The organism is Tepidiphilus thermophilus (assembly GCF_001418245.1).
In the GTDB taxonomy this organism is placed as follows: Bacteria; Pseudomonadota; Gammaproteobacteria; order Burkholderiales; family Rhodocyclaceae; genus Tepidiphilus; species Tepidiphilus succinatimandens.
Genome location: NZ_LIPU01000022.1, coordinates 1 through 17,128 on the forward strand (window position 1 = coordinate 1; position 17,128 = coordinate 17,128).

The 17,128-nt window shown below is 66.4% G+C and carries 17 protein-coding genes and 2 pseudogenes; 13 read left to right on the forward strand and 6 right to left on the reverse strand.

Annotated features, from left to right (window positions below):
* The coding region (locus tag ASC37_RS10665; RefSeq protein ID WP_157287477.1) for a helix-turn-helix domain-containing protein at positions 1–287 on the reverse strand (287 nt) is incomplete at its 3' end.
* A 111-nt stretch (positions 288–398) separates the two neighbouring features.
* Positions 399–1,358, reverse strand: a complete 960-nt coding sequence (locus ASC37_RS10670) for a DnaJ C-terminal domain-containing protein (protein WP_055424351.1) — start codon at positions 1,356–1,358, stop codon at positions 399–401.
* A 252-nt stretch (positions 1,359–1,610) separates the two neighbouring features.
* Here ASC37_RS10670 and ASC37_RS10675 point away from each other — a divergent pair, with 252 nt between their 5' ends.
* The 6 genes from ASC37_RS10675 to ASC37_RS10700 all read left to right on the forward strand — a co-directional run bounded on the left by ASC37_RS10675 (position 1,611) and on the right by ASC37_RS10700 (position 6,257).
* Positions 1,611–2,051 carry an Hsp20/alpha crystallin family protein gene (locus tag ASC37_RS10675; protein WP_055424352.1) on the forward strand — a complete coding sequence of 147 codons (441 nt, stop codon included), beginning with the start codon at positions 1,611–1,613 and terminating at the stop codon, positions 2,049–2,051.
* Positions 2,052–2,071: 20 nt separating this feature from the next.
* Positions 2,072–2,467 (forward strand): Hsp20/alpha crystallin family protein, encoded by a 396-nt coding sequence (locus ASC37_RS10680; RefSeq protein ID WP_055424353.1) that lies wholly within the window; start codon positions 2,072–2,074, stop codon positions 2,465–2,467.
* Positions 2,468–2,549: 82 nt separating this feature from the next.
* Positions 2,550–3,056 (forward strand): Hsp20/alpha crystallin family protein, encoded by a 507-nt coding sequence (locus tag ASC37_RS10685; RefSeq protein ID WP_055424354.1) that lies wholly within the window; start codon positions 2,550–2,552, stop codon positions 3,054–3,056.
* A gap of 119 nt (positions 3,057–3,175) precedes the next feature.
* Positions 3,176–4,288 (forward strand): S1C family serine protease, encoded by a 1,113-nt coding sequence (locus ASC37_RS10690; protein WP_055424355.1) that lies wholly within the window; start codon positions 3,176–3,178, stop codon positions 4,286–4,288.
* Between the two features lie 13 nt (positions 4,289–4,301).
* On the forward strand, positions 4,302–5,573 hold the full coding sequence (locus tag ASC37_RS10695) for a nucleoside recognition domain-containing protein (protein WP_055424356.1): 1,272 nt from the start codon (positions 4,302–4,304) through the stop codon (positions 5,571–5,573).
* Positions 5,574–5,621: 48 nt separating this feature from the next.
* A complete protein-coding gene (locus ASC37_RS10700; RefSeq protein WP_055424357.1) occupies positions 5,622–6,257 on the forward strand; it encodes an MBL fold metallo-hydrolase in 636 nt (211 codons plus the stop codon).
* A gap of 6 nt (positions 6,258–6,263) precedes the next feature.
* Here the strand turns inward: ASC37_RS10700 and ASC37_RS10705 are convergent, their stop codons facing one another.
* The gene (locus tag ASC37_RS10705; RefSeq protein WP_157287479.1) at positions 6,264–7,145 is read right to left on the reverse strand and encodes a DNA/RNA non-specific endonuclease; all 882 of its coding nucleotides are present in this window, start codon (positions 7,143–7,145) and stop codon (positions 6,264–6,266) included.
* Between the two features lie 99 nt (positions 7,146–7,244).
* On the opposite strand from ASC37_RS10705, the gene ASC37_RS10710 reads away from it, so the two are divergent.
* The 6 genes from ASC37_RS10710 (at position 7,245) to alr (ending at position 13,406) form a co-directional block, all read left to right on the forward strand.
* Positions 7,245–8,534 carry an NCS2 family permease gene (locus tag ASC37_RS10710; RefSeq protein WP_055424365.1) on the forward strand — a complete coding sequence of 430 codons (1,290 nt, stop codon included), beginning with the start codon at positions 7,245–7,247 and terminating at the stop codon, positions 8,532–8,534.
* A 136-nt stretch (positions 8,535–8,670) separates the two neighbouring features.
* Positions 8,671–9,693, forward strand: coding sequence for a ubiquinone anaerobic biosynthesis protein UbiU (gene ubiU / locus ASC37_RS10715; protein ID WP_055424359.1), 1,023 nt, complete (start codon positions 8,671–8,673; stop codon positions 9,691–9,693).
* A 5-nt stretch (positions 9,694–9,698) separates the two neighbouring features.
* A complete protein-coding gene (locus tag ASC37_RS10720) occupies positions 9,699–10,616 on the forward strand; it encodes a U32 family peptidase (protein WP_055424360.1) in 918 nt (305 codons plus the stop codon).
* Positions 10,613–11,044, forward strand: coding sequence for a ubiquinone anaerobic biosynthesis accessory factor UbiT (ubiT, locus tag ASC37_RS10725; protein ID WP_082438480.1), 432 nt, complete (start codon positions 10,613–10,615; stop codon positions 11,042–11,044). The genes ASC37_RS10720 and ubiT overlap by 4 nt, the downstream gene beginning before the upstream one ends.
* 145 nt (positions 11,045–11,189) lie before the next feature.
* Complete coding sequence (locus ASC37_RS10730; protein ID WP_055424362.1) at positions 11,190–12,212, forward strand: cytochrome-c peroxidase; 1,023 nt, start codon at positions 11,190–11,192, stop codon at positions 12,210–12,212.
* 102 nt (positions 12,213–12,314) lie between these two features.
* Positions 12,315–13,406 carry an alanine racemase gene (gene alr, locus ASC37_RS10735; protein ID WP_055424366.1) on the forward strand — a complete coding sequence of 364 codons (1,092 nt, stop codon included), beginning with the start codon at positions 12,315–12,317 and terminating at the stop codon, positions 13,404–13,406.
* On the opposite strand, the gene ASC37_RS10740 is transcribed toward alr, so the two are convergent.
* Positions 13,396–15,417, reverse strand: coding sequence for a methyl-accepting chemotaxis protein (locus tag ASC37_RS10740; protein ID WP_055424363.1), 2,022 nt, complete (start codon positions 15,415–15,417; stop codon positions 13,396–13,398). The two genes, alr and ASC37_RS10740, sit on opposite strands and share 11 nt — an antisense overlap.
* 174 nt (positions 15,418–15,591) lie before the next feature.
* Here ASC37_RS10740 and ASC37_RS10745 point away from each other — a divergent pair, with 174 nt between their 5' ends.
* Positions 15,592–16,437 carry an HDOD domain-containing protein gene (locus ASC37_RS10745; protein WP_055424364.1) on the forward strand — a complete coding sequence of 282 codons (846 nt, stop codon included), beginning with the start codon at positions 15,592–15,594 and terminating at the stop codon, positions 16,435–16,437.
* A gap of 83 nt (positions 16,438–16,520) precedes the next feature.
* On the opposite strand, the pseudogene ASC37_RS11960 reads toward ASC37_RS10745, so the two are convergent.
* Positions 16,521–16,781, reverse strand: a pseudogene (locus ASC37_RS11960) (zinc ribbon domain-containing protein); the annotation flags it as partial.
* Positions 16,782–16,831: 50 nt separating this feature from the next.
* Positions 16,832–16,972: pseudogene (locus ASC37_RS11365) on the reverse strand (transposase); the annotation flags it as partial.
* Between the last annotated feature and the right edge of the window lie 156 nt (positions 16,973–17,128).

The window sequence follows — 17,128 nt, forward strand, 5'->3', positions numbered from 1 at the left end:
CGCTTCCACGCTTTTTGCAGGTGCGCGAACGGCTGCGAATGCGCATCCCTGTGGATGCCCTCGAGCCACGGCTGGCCGTTTTCGTCGAGCCAGTCGGAGTCGCTGTACTTGATGGCGTTGAACTGCCGCTTGAGCGCCATGGCATTGGGCTTTTGCCCGGCGGCATACTGCCGGTTCCATTCGGCGAGCGCCCAGTTCCACACGCGCCGGGCCGTGCCGCAGGCGCGTTTGAAGTAATCCGCCTGCTCGGGCGCGGGACGAAGGGCGATCTTGTGGGTAAGGTGCATGGTCAGTCACTCATCGCCAAGAAGTTTTGCCGCCTTGCCTGTGCTCATGGCGTTTTCCATGAACACCATTATGGACTAATTTGCACTTTTTGTAATACGAGAGTTGGCTCCTCACCGGCCCCAGTGCGCACGAGGGTCGAACCGTACCTCGCGCGCCATCGCCGCGAACTGTTCCCGCACCTTCGGATCGCTCGACGGCGGCAGCACCACCTCGAGCACCGCGTAGAGATCGCCCGGGGGATCGCTGGGCAGCCCCTTGCCGCGCAGGCGCAGCTTGCGGCCGTGCTGCGAATCGGGCGGAATGGTGAGCGTCACCGGCCCCTCCGGCGTCGGGATCTGGATTTTGGCACCGAGCACCGCCTCCCACGGCGCCACCGGCACCGTCAGGTAGAGATCCTTGTCCTCGACGCGATAGAGCGGATGGGGGCGAAATTCCACTTCCAGGTAGAGATCACCCGGCGGGCCGCCGTTCATCCCCGGGCCGCCCTGGCCGGTGAGCCGGATTTTCTGTCCCTGCCGGATGCCCTTGGGGATGCGTACGTTGAGGGTACGCTCGCGCAGCACCACATGCCCAGATTCATCGAGCTCGGGCACGCGCAGGGTGATCGAACGCGTGGCGCCATGCAGGCTGTCTTCGAGATCGATGAGGATCTTGGCGTGATGGTCTTCCCCGCGCAGGGCAAAACCCCCGCTGCGGCGCTGGCGCGCACCGGCCGCGCCGCGGTGCATGCGCCCGAAGAGCGACTCGAAGAAATCGGAGAAATCCATCCCCTCGAAAGGACCGCCGCCCGGTGCGCCGCGGAATTCGAAGCCGGCATCCCAGCCCGGCGGCGGCGAGAAGTCCTCGCCCTGGCGCCAGTGCTCCCCAAGGCGATCGTACGCGGCGCGTTTCTCCGGATCGGAGAGCACCTCGTAGGCCTCGTTGACCTCCTTCATGCGCTCGGCCGCGTCGGGCTCCTTGCTCACGTCCGGATGGTACTTGCGCGCGAGCTTGCGCCACGCCTTCTTGATTTCCTCCGCCGTGGCCGTGCGCGGCACGCCGAGAATCTCGTAGTAGTCGCGAAACTTCATTCCGTACCGCCTCCGAACAGCCGATGAGTGCGCTCCGGGCGGCGACGGTTTCTCGCTGCCCGGGCCTCTCCATTATTGGTGGCGGCGAGGGAAATTACAAGCGCAGCGCGATGAAGTACCAGTACCGCACACGTGATGCAACCCTTGAAATTCTCGGCGGGACACCCTATATCGATAAACGCAACGCACGCGTTCATCGTTGGTCCCGGTACCGGGCGACTCCGCCCGGCCAACATTCAAGGAGGCAGCACGATGGTCACGACACTCTTTCCCACCAACCTGTTCGAGGAGTTCGACCGGCTGCAGCGCGAACTCGACCGCCTGTGGAGCGGCTGGCCGGCGGCCATTCGTGAAACGGCGCTCGATGTCGTTTATCCAGCCATCAACGTCGGCCGCACGCCCGAGGCGGTCGAAGTGTATGCATTCGCTCCGGGCATGGATCCGGCCAAGCTCGAGGTCACGCTCGAGCAAGGCGTGCTGACGATCGCCGGCGAGCGCTCCTCGCCGATTCCGGAAAACGGCCAGGTCACGGTCTATGCCAACGAGCGCTTCGCCGGCAAGTTCCGCCGCACCATCAGCCTGTCCGAGGATCTCGACCCCGACAAGGTCGAGGCGACCTACCGCGACGGCGTGCTGCGGCTGCGCATCGCGCGCAAAGCCCATCTGCAACCGCGCCGCATCGAAATCAAATGATCGCGAAAGGAGGAACGACCATGGCTGAAACCAACGTCACCACCCGCCCCGGCACCAACGTCACCGCCCAGGAAGCCCAGCGCGTCCCGACCGCGGTGCCGCGCGTCGACATCATCGAGGATCAGACCAGCATCACCCTGTGGGCCGACCTGCCCGGTGTGAGCCGCGATTCGCTGGAGATCAAGGTGGAGGGCGACACCCTTACCATCGAAGGCAACGTGTCGCTTCCCGTGAGCGAAGGCATGGAGCCGATCTACGCCGAGATCCGCGCCCCGCGCTATGCCCGCAGCTTCACCCTGTCGCGCGACCTCGACACCGCAGCGATCCAGGCCAAACTCGATCAAGGGGTACTCGAGCTGCGCATTCCGAAACATCAGCAGGCTCAACCCAAGCGCATCACGGTGCAGGCTGGCTGATTCCTTCATTTCCGGTACGGAAATGACCTTTTTGGCCGCCCATCGCCGGGCGGCCTTCGTCTGACGCAGAGGAGGACGAAGTATGAGTTCGGTACTGGAGCAATGGAAATCCGGCCTCGGCCAGAGCTGGGAGCATCTGATGGAGGGCTGGCGACAGCTGTGGGAACGGGCCGCCGGCGCGCTCACCCGCTTCCAGCCCCGCGAACGCAACGACGAAAAAAGCGCTTCGCCCAATCTGCCGGCGCCGGCTGGAGGCGTGCGCTGGGCGGTGCTCGGCGCCGACATCTACGAGACCGACGAGGCGCTCGAAGTCCGCGTCGAGATCCCCGGGCTCGACCGAGAGGATCTCGAAGTCGAGGTGCTCGACGGCCAGCTCGTGATTCGCGGTGAGAAACGCCTCGAGCGCGAGGAAAAACAGGGGCAATACCGTCTCATGCAATGCGCCTACGGCCGCTTCCAGCGCGCCATCGCGCTCCCCGTGCCGGTCAAGGCCGAAGAGGCCAAGGCGGAATATCGCGACGGCGTGCTCAAAATCACGCTGCCCAAGGCCGAGACCGCAAAAACCCGGCGCATCGCCGTTCAAGGTTGACCTTCTCTTCATCCCTGTCCGACGGCGGCCTGCGTGGCCGCCGTTTTTGCCCGCCCCATCCCCCCTGCCTTCGCCCTTTCCCGTACAATGAGCGCTTCGCACCGTCGGGAATCCGCCGCATGCGCTCCGCCCATCGCTTCACGCTGCTCTCGCTCCTTTTCATCCTTTTCATCGTGCTCGCCGCCTCGCTGGGCACGCTGCTCGCGAAGACCGCCGGAACGACCCCGGCCCAGCCGCGCGCCATCGCCCCGCGCGGCGAGCTCACCGCCGACGAGCGCAATACCGTCGAGATCTTCGCCCTCACCTCGCCCTCGGTGGTCCATATCACCACCGCCCGCCAAGCGCTCAACCTCTTCACCCTCAACGTGCTCGAAATCCCCCAGGGGACCGGCAGCGGCTTCGTCTGGGACGAAGCCGGGCATGTCGTCACCAATTTCCACGTCATCCAGGGAGCGGACGCGGCCCGCGTCACCCTGGCCGACCAGAGCACCTGGCGCGCCAAGCTCGTCGGTGTCTATCCCGACCGCGACCTCGCGGTGCTGCGCATCGACGCCCCGCCCGAACGCCTGCGCCCCATCCCCATCGGCGAGAGCAAGGGGCTCAAAGTGGGGCAGAAAGTGCTGGCGATCGGCAACCCCTTCGGGCTGGACCAGAGCCTTACCACCGGCGTGGTGAGCGCCCTCAATCGGGAGATCGAATCCGTCACCGGCCGCACCATCCGCGGCGTGATCCAGACCGATGCGGCCATCAATCCTGGCAACTCCGGCGGGCCGCTTCTCGATAGCGCCGGTCGGCTCATCGGCGTCAATACCGCCATCTACAGCCCCAGCGGCGCTTCTGCCGGCATCGGCTTCGCCATCCCCGTCGACGAGGTCAACCGCATCGTGCCGCGGCTCATCCGCGAGGGACGCATCCGCCGTCCCGTGCTCGGCATCGCCGCGGCCTCCCCCGCCTTCAACAAGGCCCTGGGCCTTCCGCCTGGAGTGGCCATCCTGCGCGTCGACCCCGATGGGCCGGCGGCGCGCGCAGGGCTCAAACCCTTCGTTCCGGTCACCGAGGGCAGCGTCGTGGTGGGCGATCTGATCGTGGCCATCGACGGCACGCCTACGCCCGATCTCGACACGCTCCTCGACGCGCTCGAGCGCTACCGGCCCGGCGACACCGTAACGCTCGACGTGCTGCGCGGCACCGAACGGCGCCAGGTTGCCGTCACCCTGGATTCCTCTTCCTGATCCTTTCTTCGGCATGAACCGCATCTTCGCCGCTTTCCTGCTGATCGCCTTTGCGACTGGCGCCGGCCGCGAGCTCACGGGCACGCCGGGCGTGATGATGGCCATGAGCAAGGCCGTCATCGACGCTTCACGCGCCGCCGTCGAGCTCGCCCTGGGGCTGGTGGGCGTGATGGCCTTCTTCCTTGGCTTGATGAAGATTGCCGAACAAGGCGGATTGCTCACCGGCATCGCCCGCCTCATCGCCCCGCTCATGCGCCGGCTCTTCCCCGAAGTGCCGCCGCAGCACCCGGCCATGGGCGCCATGATCATGAACTTCTCGGCGAACCTGCTGGGGCTGGGCAACGCGGCCACGCCTTTCGGCATCCGCGCCATGCAGGAGCTCGACCGGCTCAATCCCCATCCCGGAACGGCCACCGACGCCATGGTGCGCTTCCTCGCGATCAACACCTCCGGCCTGGCGCTGCTTCCCACCGGCGTGATCGCCCTGCGCGCGGCCGCCGGTAGCAGCGACCCAGCCGCCATCCTGCCCACCACCCTCTTTGCCACCACCTGCGCCACGCTGGCGGCGGTGTTCCTCACACCGCTCTTCGCCCGCTTCTTTCCCGCGCCACGCATTGCCCCGGCGCCAATGTCCCAGCCTGCGCAGGCGCAAGCGGACGAAGAGGCAGCGCTCGCCCCCTTGCCGCGCTGGGCAGGCTGGGCGGCGGCGCTCTCCTTCGTCGCTCTCATCGTCGCCAGCGTACGCTACGGCCAGATCGTCTCGGCCTGGATCGTCCCTTCGCTCATCGTGGCATTCATCGTGTATGGCCTCACGCGCGGCGTGGCGGTCTATGAGAGTTTCGTCGACGGGGCCAAGGACGGCTTCCAGGTGGCGCTGCGCATCATTCCTTATCTAGTCGCCATCCTCGCGGCCACGGCGCTGCTGCGCGCAAGCGGCGCCCTGCCTTTCTTCGTCGCCCTGCTCGCCCCGATCACCGAGCCGCTGGGCCTTCCCGCCGAAGTGCTGCCCATGGCCATTCTGCGGCCGCTGTCGGGCTCCGGGGCTTTCGCGCTCCTTGCCGATCTCCTCAAGGACCCGAGCGTCGGCCCCGACAGCTATGCCGGCTGGCTCGCCTCCACCCTGCAGGGCTCGACCGAGACCACCTTCTACGTGCTGGCGGTCTACTTCGGCGCCGTCGGCATCAAGAAGATGCGCCACGCCATCGCCGCAGGGCTCACGGCGGATCTGGCCGGAGTGGCCGCGGCGGTTTTCATCTGTTCCTGGCTTTACCCGGGCGCTGCGTGAGGCGCCTCGCTGCTACAATATCGGCATTCCTTGCCGCGGATGCTCGCCATGCTCCACGTTCTCGTCATTCCCGTGACGCCCTTCGAGCAGAATTGCTCGCTGCTGTGGTGCGACCGCACCGGTGAGGCCGCCGTCATCGATCCGGGCGGAGACCTCGAGCGCATCGAAGAGGCGATCCGCACCCGCAATCTGAACGTGCGCCAGATCCTGCTCACCCATGGGCACATCGACCACGCCGCCGGGGCCCCGGAACTTGCCCGGCGCCTGGGTGGCATACCCATCCTCGGGCCGCAAGAAGAAGAACGTTTCTGGCTGCAGGCGCTGCCGGAGCAGGCGCGTACCTTCGGTTTCGGCAAGGTCGAAGCCTTCCTGCCCGATCGCTGGCTCGAAGAGGGCGACACAGTATCCATCGGAGAACACACGCTGGAAGTCCTCCACGTCCCCGGCCACACGCCGGGGCACGTGGTCTACTTCGCGCCCGACGAGCGGCTCGCCTTCGTGGGCGACGTGCTCTTCGCCGGCTCCATCGGGCGCACCGATTTTCCCCGCGGCGATCACCGACAGCTCATCAGCGGCATCCTCGCCAAGCTGCTGCCCTTGGGCGACGACGTACGTTTCGTGCCGGGGCATGGGCCGATGTCGACCTTCGGCGAAGAGCGCCTGAACAACCCCTTCCTCGTCTAGCCTCGCTCATTCGGCCCGATAGCGCCCCGGAGCGCGGGCCCATTCTTCGGTGAGCCCCCAGGCTTGGGCGTCCGGCGCGGCCGTCTCCAGTCGCTCCTGCTCCTGCGTAGGCAAATCGGGGAAGAAGTCGATTCCCGTGGCCTGCTCGATCGCCCGCACCGTGGTGAGATATGCCCGCAGGTCGGCCTGCGGTGGCGTGTCTTGCGGCATGAGAAAGGCGAGCGCCCGCCGTCGCCCCTCCTCGTCCTCGCCCCAGAAGATGCGGAAGAACGCTCTGGGGATCGCGATCCATTCCGGGGAAAAACGCGGCGGATTCTCGTCGAACACCGGCCCCACCACCACCCACAGCACGCGCGAATTCGGTGCGAAGCGGTCGGCCTCCACCGCCTCCAGCCGCTGCCAGCTTCCCTGGTTGAGTTGCGGGCGCTGCGGCGCGACGTTGGAGAGCAGAAACGTGGCGCGCTGCGCTTCAGGCCCATAGCGGGTGCCGATCAGGAAATTCGGCGCCATGTGCCCGCGGTCAAACCCCGAGCCGCGGTAGGATTCGTGCCGCACGCAATGCCAGCCCAGACGGCAGCGCAGAGTGCGGGGATCCGGCTCGAACTGCGCCGGACGCCGTTGCAGGCGATGACCCGGCGGCGGATCGGCGCGATAGGCCACCCAGCGCGGTACGCCATGCCATTCGGAATAACCGACGACGAAACCCGGATTGACGAGTTCGGTGGTGAGCAGCCGGTCGACGGTGTCGCGCACGCGCGGCCAGCCGCCGGGCGAATCCTGTGGCAGGGCGCTGCGCCCCGTCCACAGCCAAACGAAGAGCAGCAACAGCGCCAGCAGCGCCACGGCGCCCGAGCGCCCCACCCCTCGCCTTCCGCGCTTCACGCCCACTTCATTTCCTTTCCTCCGGATGCCAGGAAGCGATTATATCGATTGCCTTCCTTCGCTGACTTTTCCTACAATGCAGCGTCTTCGTTGGACGCCATCTCCATGCTCGAACGCCTCTTCCAGCTCAAGGCCCACGGCACCGACGTGCGCACCGAAGTGCTCGCGGGGCTCACCACCTTCCTGACGATGGCCTACATCGTCTTCGTCAACCCCGAGATCCTCGGCTCGGCCGGCATGCCGCGCGAAGCCGTCTTCACCGCCACGTGCCTCGCGGCGGCGATCGGCTCGGCCATCATGGGGCTGTACGCCAACTACCCCATCGCCCTCGCCCCGGGCATGGGGCTCAACGCCTACTTCGCCTTCGTCGTGGTCGGAACGCTCGGCTATTCCTGGCAGACGGCGCTCGGAGCCGTCTTCATCTCCGGCTGCCTTTTCCTCATCGTTTCCGCGCTGCGCATCCGCGAGTGGATCATCGACGCTATCCCCGCCAGTCTCAAGTTCGCCATCTCGGCCGGCGTGGGATTCTTCCTCGCGCTCATCGGCCTGAAGAACGCGGGGCTAGTGGCGGCGCACCCGGCCACCTTCGTCACGCTCGGCGACCTGCACCGCCTGCCGGTGCTGCTCGCCGTGATCGGTTTCCTCGCCATCCTGGCGCTGGAAGCACGCCGCGTCACCGGCGCGGTGGTGATCGCCATCCTCGGGGTGACACTCGCCGCCGTGGCCCTGGGGCTCGTCCCTTTCAAGGGCCTCTTCGCCCCGCCGCCCTCGCTCGCCCCCACCTTTCTGGCCATGGACATCAAAGGGGCGATCGACACGGGCATCCTCTCCATCGTGCTCACTTTCTTCCTCGTGGAACTCTTCGACGCCTCCGGCACGCTCATCGCCGTGGCCCAGCGCGCGAAGCTGCTCGACGCCCAAGGCCGCCTGCCGCGCCTGGGACGGGCGCTCATGGCCGACTCCACCGCCATCGTGCTTGGCGCGGCGCTGGGGACGTCCTCGACCACCACCTACCTCGAATCGGCCGCCGGAGCCTCGGTGGGCGGGCGCACGGGGCTCACCGCCGTGGTGGTGGCGATCCTCTTCCTCGCCATGCTCGTGTTCTCCCCGCTCGCGGCCATGGTCCCGGCCTATGCCACCGCGCCGGCGCTCCTCTACGTGGCCATCCTCATGGCGCGCGGGCTGGCGCAGGTGCAGTGGGACGACCTCACCGAAGCGGCACCGGCAGCGGTCACCGCCATCACCATCCCCTTCACCTTCTCGGTGGCCAACGGTCTGGCCTTCGGTTTCATCACCTACACCGCCCTCAAGCTCCTCACCGGGCGCGTGCGCGAGCTGCCGCTCGCCGTAGCCGTGATCGCCGGCGTGTTCCTGCTCAAGTTCGCCCTGCTCTGACTTTCGGGCGCCGCACCCGACAGCGAGCGTCGCGCCCCGAATCACCCCCATCCGGGCTCGACCTTGACTTCCGTCAAGGACGGCATCGCCCTCGCGCGCTATCCTGCGAACTTTCCGAGTTGGATTCCTGCGCCCGATGATGAATTCCTCCCGCGTGCGCCACCCTGAACTCGTCTGCCCCGCCGGCAACCCGGCCATGCTCAAGGCCGCCGTCGAACACGGAGCGGACGCCGTCTATCTCGGCTTCAAGGACGCCACCAACGCGCGCAACTTCAACGGCCTCAATTTCGACGAACGCAGCCTCGCGCAGGCGATCGAGCTGGCGCATGCGCACGGCTGCCGCGTCTTCCTCGCCCTCAACACCTATCCCCAAGCCGAGGGGTGGGCCCACTGGACGGCGGCGGTCGACCGGGCCGCGGCGCTCGGGGTCGACGCCCTCATCCTTGCCGATCTCGGCCTGCTGGCCCATGCGCGCGAGCGCCATCCCGAGCTGCGTATACACCTGTCGGTCCAAGGCTCGGCCACGAACCACGAGGCGCTCGCCTTCTATCACGAGCGCTACGGCATCGAGCGCGCCGTGCTGCCGCGCGTGCTCTCGCTCGAACAAGTGGCGCAAGTGGTGCGGCAGAGCCCCGTGGCGGTCGAGGTCTTCGGCTTCGGCGGGCTGTGCGTGATGGTCGAGGGGCGCTGCGCGCTGTCGGCCTACGCCACCGGACAGTCGCCCAACTGCCACGGCGCCTGCTCGCCGGCCAAATTCGTGCGCTGGGACGAAACGCCGCAAGGGCTGGAGGCGCGGCTCAACGGCTTTCTCATCGACCGCTACGCCCCTGAGGAACCGGCCGGCTACCCCACCCTGTGCAAGGGCCGTTTCGCGGTGGGGGGACACACTTACTACGCCATCGAGGAGCCCACCAGCCTCAACACCCTGGAGCTGCTGCCGCGCCTCATCGAGATCGGCGTCGCCGCCATCAAGATCGAAGGCCGTCAGCGCAGCGCGGCCTACGTGGCGCAGGTCACCCGCGTGTGGCGCGAAGCGATCGACGCTGCCCTCGCCGCCCCCCAGGATTTCTCCCCACACCCGCAGTGGCTCGCCGCGCTCGACCGTGTCAGCGAAGGCGCGAGCCACACGCTGGGCGCCTATTCCCGGCCGTGGAAATGACCTCCATGAACCCGCTTTCGTTCGAACTGGTGCTCGCACCCATCCCCTACTTCTGGCCGCGCGGGCGTGTCCTTTCCTTCTACGAGGCGATCGCCGAAGCGCCCGTCGACGCCGTCGTGCTCGGCGAGACCGTCTGTGCCCGCCGCGCCGAGCTGCGCCTGCCCGACTGGATCGCGCTCGGACGCGACCTCGCCGCCGCAGGCAAGCGCGTCGTCCTCGCCGGCTACGCCCTCATCGAATCCGAATCGCACCTCAAATGGGTGCGCCGCCTGGTGGAACAGGACGAATTCGCCGTCGAGGCGAACGAGATGGGCACGGTGCGCCTGCTCGCGGCCGCCGGCCGCCGCGACTGGATCGCCGGCGCCTCGCTCAACGTCTACAATCCCCATGCGCTCGCGCAGCTCCATGAGGCCGGGGCGCGCCGCTGGCTGCCGCCGCCGGAGCTCTCCCGTGCGGCGCTCGCGCACCTGCTGGAGGGTTTCACCGCTCTGGAGCAGGGAACGATCGAGACCGAGCTGCCGGTATGGGGCCCCCTTGCGCTGGCGCATTCGGCGCGCTGCTTCACCGCCCGCCATTACCGGCTGCAGAAGGACGCCTGCGAATTCCGCTGCCTGGCGCATCCAGCCGGACTGCCGCTCGCCACGCGCGACGGCGCCGACTTCCTCGTGCTCAACGGCGTCCAAGTCCTCTCCGCCCGCCCGTGGTCCCTGATGGACCGCTTGGAGGAAGTCACCCCACTCGCGCAGGCTCTGCGCCTCGTGCCCGCCCCCGAAGGCACCCTCGAGCGGATCGCCGCCCTCGACCGCGCCCGACGCCTGGGTGAAATGCCCGCGCCCGAGCCAGAGTCGTGCAACGGCTTCTGGTACGGTGAAAGCGGCTTCGCGTACCGCGCCCCCTCTTCTTCCCCTCTTGCCGCCCGATGATGAAAGACGACCGCTTCGTCATTCCGCCCGCACTCGCCCGGATCGTCTCCCGCCTGCCGCAGACCCCGCCGGCGGCCGTGCTCGCCTTCGCCCTTGACCGCCTGCTCTTTCCCCGGCTGCCGCTGCCGGAGCTCGACGCGCTCCTCGAGCAACCGCTGCGCATCGAAGTGAGCGACCTCGGCTTGCGGCTCGCCCTCACCCTCACCCGACGTGGTTTTCGCCCCCTGCCAGCGCACGTCGCGCCGCGTCTGACGCTGCGCGCCACCACCCGCGACTTCCTCGCCCTGCTGCGCCGGGAAGAAGACGCCGACACGCTTTTCTTCCAGCGGCGCCTGGCGCTTTCCGGCGACACCGAACTGGGGCTGCTCGTGAAGAACACGCTGGATGCGATCGAGATCGAACTGCCGTTCCTGCCGCGTCCTCGGTAACGAGGCGGAAACCCTGTCGCGAATCGGCAACGCCTCTCGGCGGTAATTTTGATCCAGCGCAAACTTCGGCGCTTTTCCCCTGTGGGAAAAGAGAAGGTGGGCTAAAATCGCCTTACAGATTTTTCTTCCGCCGGAGGTCCTTCATATGCGCAAACCCTTGTTCGCCGCGATCGCCGCCGTCTTCGCCGTCTCCGCCGTCCAGGCGGCCCAGCCCAGCCTCTCTGCCGAACTGCGCGAAAAGGCCAAGGCCATCATCCAGCCGATCGAACCAGCGAAGATCGATCATCCGGCCAAGGTCGACCTCGGCCGCCAGCTCTTCTTCGAGCCGCGCCTGTCGCTATCCGGCATCATCTCCTGCAACACCTGCCACAACCTGTCGCTGGGCGGAGTGGATAACCTCAAGACTTCCATCGGTCACAAATGGCAACCGGGGCCGGTCAATGCCCCCACCGTCTTCAACTCCTCGCTCAACATCGCCCAGTTCTGGGACGGACGCGCCGCCAATCTGCAGGAACAGGCCGCCGGCCCGATCCAGGCGCCGGTCGAGATGGCCATGCCCCACACGCTCGCCGTGGCCGTGATCCAGTCCATCCCCGGTTACGTCGAAACGATTAAAACCATCTATGACACCGACGTCGTCACCCTCGATCACATCACCGATGCGATGGCCGAGTTCGAGAAGACGCTGGTCACGCCCAACGCCCGTTTCGACAAGTGGCTCAAGGGCGACGACAAGGCGCTCACCGCCACCGAGCTCGAGGGCTTCAAGATCTTCTATGAGAGCGGCTGCATCGCCTGCCACAACGGCCCCAACCTCGGCGGCAATTCCTTCCAGAAACTCGGCGTGGTCGAACCGTACAAATCGACTTCGCCGGCCGAAGGTCGCGCGGCGGTGACGAAAAAAGACGAAGACCGCTGGTACTTCAAGGTGCCGACGCTGCGCAACGTCGAGCTCACCTATCCCTACTTCCACGACGGCGAGGCGGCCACGCTGGAAGATGCGGTCACCCTCATGGGGCGACTGCAGCTCGGCCGCACCTTCACCGCCGACGAGCTGAAGAAAGTCGTGGCGTTCCTGCACACCCTCACCGGCGAACGGCCGCAGATGCCTTTGCCGCTGCTGCCGCCTTCCGGTCCGAACACGCCGCGGCCCGATCCCTTCAAGTGATTCTCCGCGCGGCGCCCAAGGGCGCCGCGATACCGCCCGAAACATTTCTTCCCCGTCCGGATGGGCTATCATGGCCCACCGGATCTCCTTTTTCTTCCGACCATGCGCCCCTCCTGCGCCACCATCGATCTCGACGCGCTGCGCGCCAATTACCTTCTCGCCCAACGGCTAGCCGGCGCGCGAACTCTGGCCGTCGTCAAGGCCGACGCCTATGGCCACGGCGCGATCGCCTGCGCCAAGGCGCTCGAACCGCTCGCCGACGGGTTTGCCGTCGCTTTTCTCGAAGAGGCGCTTCCCCTGCGCACGTCCGGTATCCGCAGCCCCATCGTGCTGCTCGAAGGCGCCTTCGACCCCGGCGAGCTCGAAGCCGCCGCCGAGCTCGACCTCTGGCCGGTGGTGCATCACGAGGCGCAACTGCGCATGCTCGAACTCGCGCCGCGTCGGCCGCGCCGCGTCTGGATCAAGATCAACAGCGGCATGAACCGCACTGGTTTCGCCCCCCGGGAAGCGCCGAATGTCTGGCGGCGCCTGCAGGCCCTGCCGGGATTGGAACCCCCCGTGTGGATGACGCATTTTGCCTGCGCCGACGACCCTTGCTCGACGATGACGCTGGAGCAGATCCGGCGTTTTCACGGCGGCGTGGCCGGGCTGCCGGGGGAGACGAGCCTGGCCAATTCGGCAGCCCTGCTCGCCTGGCCGCAGGCGCGCGGCGACTGGGCCCGCCCCGGCATCCTGCTCTACGGCGGCAACCCGCTGCTCACCGGCGCCGAACCCGGCGAAGCCGCCTCCTTGCGGCCAGTGATGCGCCTCACGAGCAAGGTCTTCGCCACCCGCCGGCTCGCCCCCGGCGAGGCCCTGGGCTACGGCGCCACCTTCATCGCCGAACGGCCGGTCCGCGTCGGCCTGGTCGCCATCGGCTACGCCGACGGCTATCCCCGCCACGCCCCCACCGGCACGCCGGTGGCCGTCGCCGGTCGGCGCACGCGGCTCATCGGGCGCGTTTCCATGGACATGCTCACCGTCGACCTCACCCCCCTGCCGGAAGACGTCGGCCTAGGCGCAGCCGTGGAGCTCTGGGGAGAGACCGTCTCCGTCGATGAAGTCGCCCGTGCCGCCGGCACCATTTCCTACGAGCTGCTGTGCCACGTCAAACGGGTGCAGCGCCTCCACCGCGGCACCGAACTCACACCTTGAAATGCTCGGCCCGTTGGCGTAGGCTCGCAGCCGCGGCCTGCAGGGCCCTGGCTTCGGCTTCGCTCGCCTTGGCCGAAGCCACGGACGCCTCGGCGCTGCCGGCGATGCGCTCGACCCGCTGCGCGATCGTGTGCACCGCCTCGGTCTGCTGCTCCAGCGCCTGATCCACTTCCTGCACTGCGCGCGCCGTCTCGGCCGATTCCTGCCGGATTTCATCGATCGCACTGCGCGCCTGACGGGCATTCTCCACCCCTCGCTGGACTTCGGTCACGCCGGCATTCATGCCGGACACGGCTTCGCCCGTCGCACGCTGGATCTTGGCGATCATCTCGCCGATCTCCTGCGTGGCGCTGCCGGTACGCTCGGCGAGCTTGCGCACTTCGTCGGCCACCACGGCGAAGCCCCGGCCTTGCTCGCCGGCGCGCGCCGCCTCGATGGCCGCGTTGAGCGCCAACAGATTCGTCTGGTCGGCGATCTCGCGGATCGTGGCCACGATGGTCGAGATCTGCTGCGAGAATCCATCCAGCGTGCGGATGCGCTCGGCCGCCGTTTCCACGATGTGCGCGATCTGGTTCATCCCTTCGATCGCCGCGGCGATCGTCTCGGCCCCTTCGTCCGATTTGGCCATCGAGGCCTGCGCCCGCTGCGCCGTCTCGCGCATGTGCTGCGCGAGCTGATTCAAGGCCACGCTGAACTCCTCCATGGCCGCGGCCACCGCCTGCGTATCGTCGGCCTGGACGGCGATGCGCTGCTGCACTTCCTCGGCCTGCCGCTCGATCGCCTGCGCCCGCAGGGCCACATCGCCCGCCTCGCGCTGCAAGGCGCCGATCAAGCCGGCCAGCTCCGAGCGCATGTGGTTGATGGCCGTGGCCAGGCGCCCCAGCTCGTCGGGCCGCTCGTAGCGTAAGGGCTCGCTCAGATCGCCCGAAGCCATGCGCTCGGTCACCCCCACGAAGGCTTCGAGCGGACGCAAGGCCCGGCGCACCAGCCACACCATCACCAGGGCAAGCAAAACCGCTTCCCCGACAGACGCAAGTGAATTGCGCAGGATATTGCCAAAGAGATCCTCCGTGAGCTCGTCGGCGTATGCCGAAGAGACGACCAACCAATCCCATTCGGGAAAATAGGCATAGGCGGCGACTTTCTCCCGCGGCTTGTCTTTGTCCGGATCGATCCATTGATAACGAATGATCCCATTTTTCTTCTCCAGCATTTCGCCAATAAAGTCAAACCCATTGGCATCACGCATTTGGCGTATATTTTTCCCCTCCAACGATGGGTGAAAACGAAGGTATCCATCTTTGTCGAGCACGTAGACATAGCCTGTTCTGCCTATTTTGATACTGGCAACCGAATCACGAAACTTGGTCAACAGGCTGCCCATGGGATAGCCGATGAACCAGGCTCCGAACACCTTGCCATCCTCAGATTTCATCGGCTCATAGATCGTCATGTAATCTTTGCCGAAAAGGACCGCTGGCCCGATGTACTCCTCCCCTGCAAGCAAGCGTTTGTAGGCCGGGTGATTACGATCGAGAGTGGTCAAGAAGGCTCGTGAACCGTCTTCCTTACGCAAGGAGGTAGAGATACGCAGGAAGTCATCGCCGACGCGCTCGAAGATCGTCGCCACGGAACCCGTCTGCTCCGTGAGGAGATCGACCTCGATGAAGCGCTCGTTCATCTCGATTCCGCCGAGCCGAAAGATAGGAACTTTCATCTTGGTCGGCCCCATCTCCGTGGTCTGTTTGGCATCGAGTTCGACGCGAGTCCCATAAGGGAACAAGCTTTTGAGCATCTTGAGCTGGGAGCGTATCGACACGGTGACGGCTTCGTGCAGCATCTGCAGACGCGATAGCACGTCGCGCGTCTGAAAGCTCATGGTATCGTCGATGCGGCGCTGCAGTTTCTCCCACTCCAGCCCACCGATCACCGCCGTGCTCAGCGCGATGAAGCACACCGTGGCGATCGCCACTCCCACGGCGATGCGGCGCGTCAGACTCTGTCCTCTCATGATCTCCTCCCTCATGGATTTCTGGTTTTATCGGCGATTCGCAAAGAAACTTTAGCAAACCAGTGAAAATTCCTCACGCCCCAGGCGATGGCTCTTGAGATCCTCGTCCATGCGCTATCATGAAACCGATGCACCCTTGGCGTGATTCCAGCCGCCGCTTCGAGGACCGATCCCATGGATACCCCTACGACGAACCTCGCCGAACCCGCTCAGCTCGACATCCCCCCTGCGCCCGACGTGCTCACGGCGATTGCCCGCGAGGCCGAGTCGGATATGCCCAACCTCGCCAAGCTCGCCAAGATGATCCAGCAGGATCCGGCGCTCGCCGCCGCGGTGCTGCGCGCGGCCAACGGCATCATGCGCATGCGCAAGATCGAATCGGTGGCCCAGGCGCTGCAGGTGATTGGCCTCGAGCGCACGCACCAGATCGTGCTGCACGCCCTGCTGCATTCGACGCTGGGGATGCCGAAGAACCTGCGCCCTTCTCTCTGGGACGAACTTCGGGTTTCGGCCGAGGCCGCCGCCGATTTCGCCCGCCTGCTGCGCACCGTACCCCCGCCCATGGCGCACACGGCGGCGCTGCTGCACGATACCGGCTTTTTCCTGCTCGCACGCCAGCACCCCGACTATCACGAGACGCTCTCGCTCGCCCGGGTCGATCCAGAGAAGCCCTTCACCGAGCACGAATTCGAGCGCTACAAGACACATCACGCCGTGGTCGGCTTCTTTCTCGCCCGGCGCTGGGGCCTGGCCGAACCGGTGGCGCTGACGATCAACCACCATCACGACTACGTCACGGTATTCGAGGAGACGACGCTGCCGCCGCAGGTGCCGCACCTCGTGAGCCTCATCGCCATGGCCGACGTCGTGGCGGCCGAGGCGGTGGGCATCGGGCGCGACAAGGAATGGCACAAGGCGCGCGGCCCGGTAGCCGAGTTCCTCGGCCTCACCGAAGACGAAGTCGATGACATGATCGAGGCCGAGATCGCCCAGCAGCGCACGGCGACGAACGTGCGCTGAGCGCCAGACCCACGAAGCTTGACATCCTCCCCCGCCTAAAGTCGGGGGATTCCTACGGCGCTCGCCCCGGCATCGAGCCGGAATGAGTCGCTTCGGTGGGTTCCTGCTGCTGGCGGCATTACTGCACCGCTCACTTCACAGGCGCAACGGGCGTGTCCCGCCCTGAGAATGTTGATCGCGCCGACCATATCGGCGTTTTCCTCGAATCCGCATTCGACGCACAGAAACCGGGCTTGCGTCTGCCGGTTCTCTGCCGACACATGGCCGCAGCATGGGCAGGTGCGGCTCGTATTCTGTGGCGGCACGGTGATGAGATGCCCGCCACGCCATGCCAATTTGTGGTTGTGCAACCTTTTTTCTGTAAATTTCCGTGGTGTTGGTCATGACGCCGGGGTTACGGGTTGAGGTTGAGATAGACCTTGCCGGTCATCCACTCGTCGTCGAGTTCGGCCAGCAGCGCCGAGACCAGGCGCAGGCAGGAATCCATGTTGGGGAAGATGCTGGCCACCCGGGTGCGTCGTCGCAGTTCCCGGTGTCGGGTAGCAGGACGGCATTACTGCCGCCCCGCCCCCTAAGAACCGTACGTGCGAGTTTCCCCGCATACGGCTCAAGCCTCTGCAAAGCTCCTTTTGACAGGAGCCGGCAGTTCACTTACCACCTTGGCTGTGGAGCTGTCTGTGGCAGTTCGGGT

Coding starts and splice junctions, on each gene's coding strand:
- alr (WP_055424366.1), top strand. CDS start 12,315: ATGCGCCCCTCCTGCGCCACCATCGATCTCGACGCGCTGCGCGCCAAT.
- ASC37_RS10695 (WP_055424356.1), top strand. CDS start 4,302: ATGAACCGCATCTTCGCCGCTTTCCTGCTGATCGCCTTTGCGACTGGC.
- ASC37_RS10680 (WP_055424353.1), top strand. CDS start 2,072: ATGGCTGAAACCAACGTCACCACCCGCCCCGGCACCAACGTCACCGCC.
- ubiU (WP_055424359.1), top strand. CDS start 8,671: ATGATGAATTCCTCCCGCGTGCGCCACCCTGAACTCGTCTGCCCCGCC.
- ASC37_RS10720 (WP_055424360.1), top strand. CDS start 9,699: ATGAACCCGCTTTCGTTCGAACTGGTGCTCGCACCCATCCCCTACTTC.
- ASC37_RS10690 (WP_055424355.1), top strand. CDS start 3,176: ATGCGCTCCGCCCATCGCTTCACGCTGCTCTCGCTCCTTTTCATCCTT.
- ASC37_RS10730 (WP_055424362.1), top strand. CDS start 11,190: ATGCGCAAACCCTTGTTCGCCGCGATCGCCGCCGTCTTCGCCGTCTCC.
- ASC37_RS10685 (WP_055424354.1), top strand. CDS start 2,550: ATGAGTTCGGTACTGGAGCAATGGAAATCCGGCCTCGGCCAGAGCTGG.
- ASC37_RS10710 (WP_055424365.1), top strand. CDS start 7,245: ATGCTCGAACGCCTCTTCCAGCTCAAGGCCCACGGCACCGACGTGCGC.
- ubiT (WP_082438480.1), top strand. CDS start 10,613: ATGATGAAAGACGACCGCTTCGTCATTCCGCCCGCACTCGCCCGGATC.
- ASC37_RS10700 (WP_055424357.1), top strand. CDS start 5,622: ATGCTCCACGTTCTCGTCATTCCCGTGACGCCCTTCGAGCAGAATTGC.
- ASC37_RS10745 (WP_055424364.1), top strand. CDS start 15,592: ATGGATACCCCTACGACGAACCTCGCCGAACCCGCTCAGCTCGACATC.
- ASC37_RS10670 (WP_055424351.1), bottom strand. CDS start 1,358: ATGAAGTTTCGCGACTACTACGAGATTCTCGGCGTGCCGCGCACGGCC.
- ASC37_RS10740 (WP_055424363.1), bottom strand. CDS start 15,417: ATGAGAGGACAGAGTCTGACGCGCCGCATCGCCGTGGGAGTGGCGATC.
- ASC37_RS10675 (WP_055424352.1), top strand. CDS start 1,611: ATGGTCACGACACTCTTTCCCACCAACCTGTTCGAGGAGTTCGACCGG.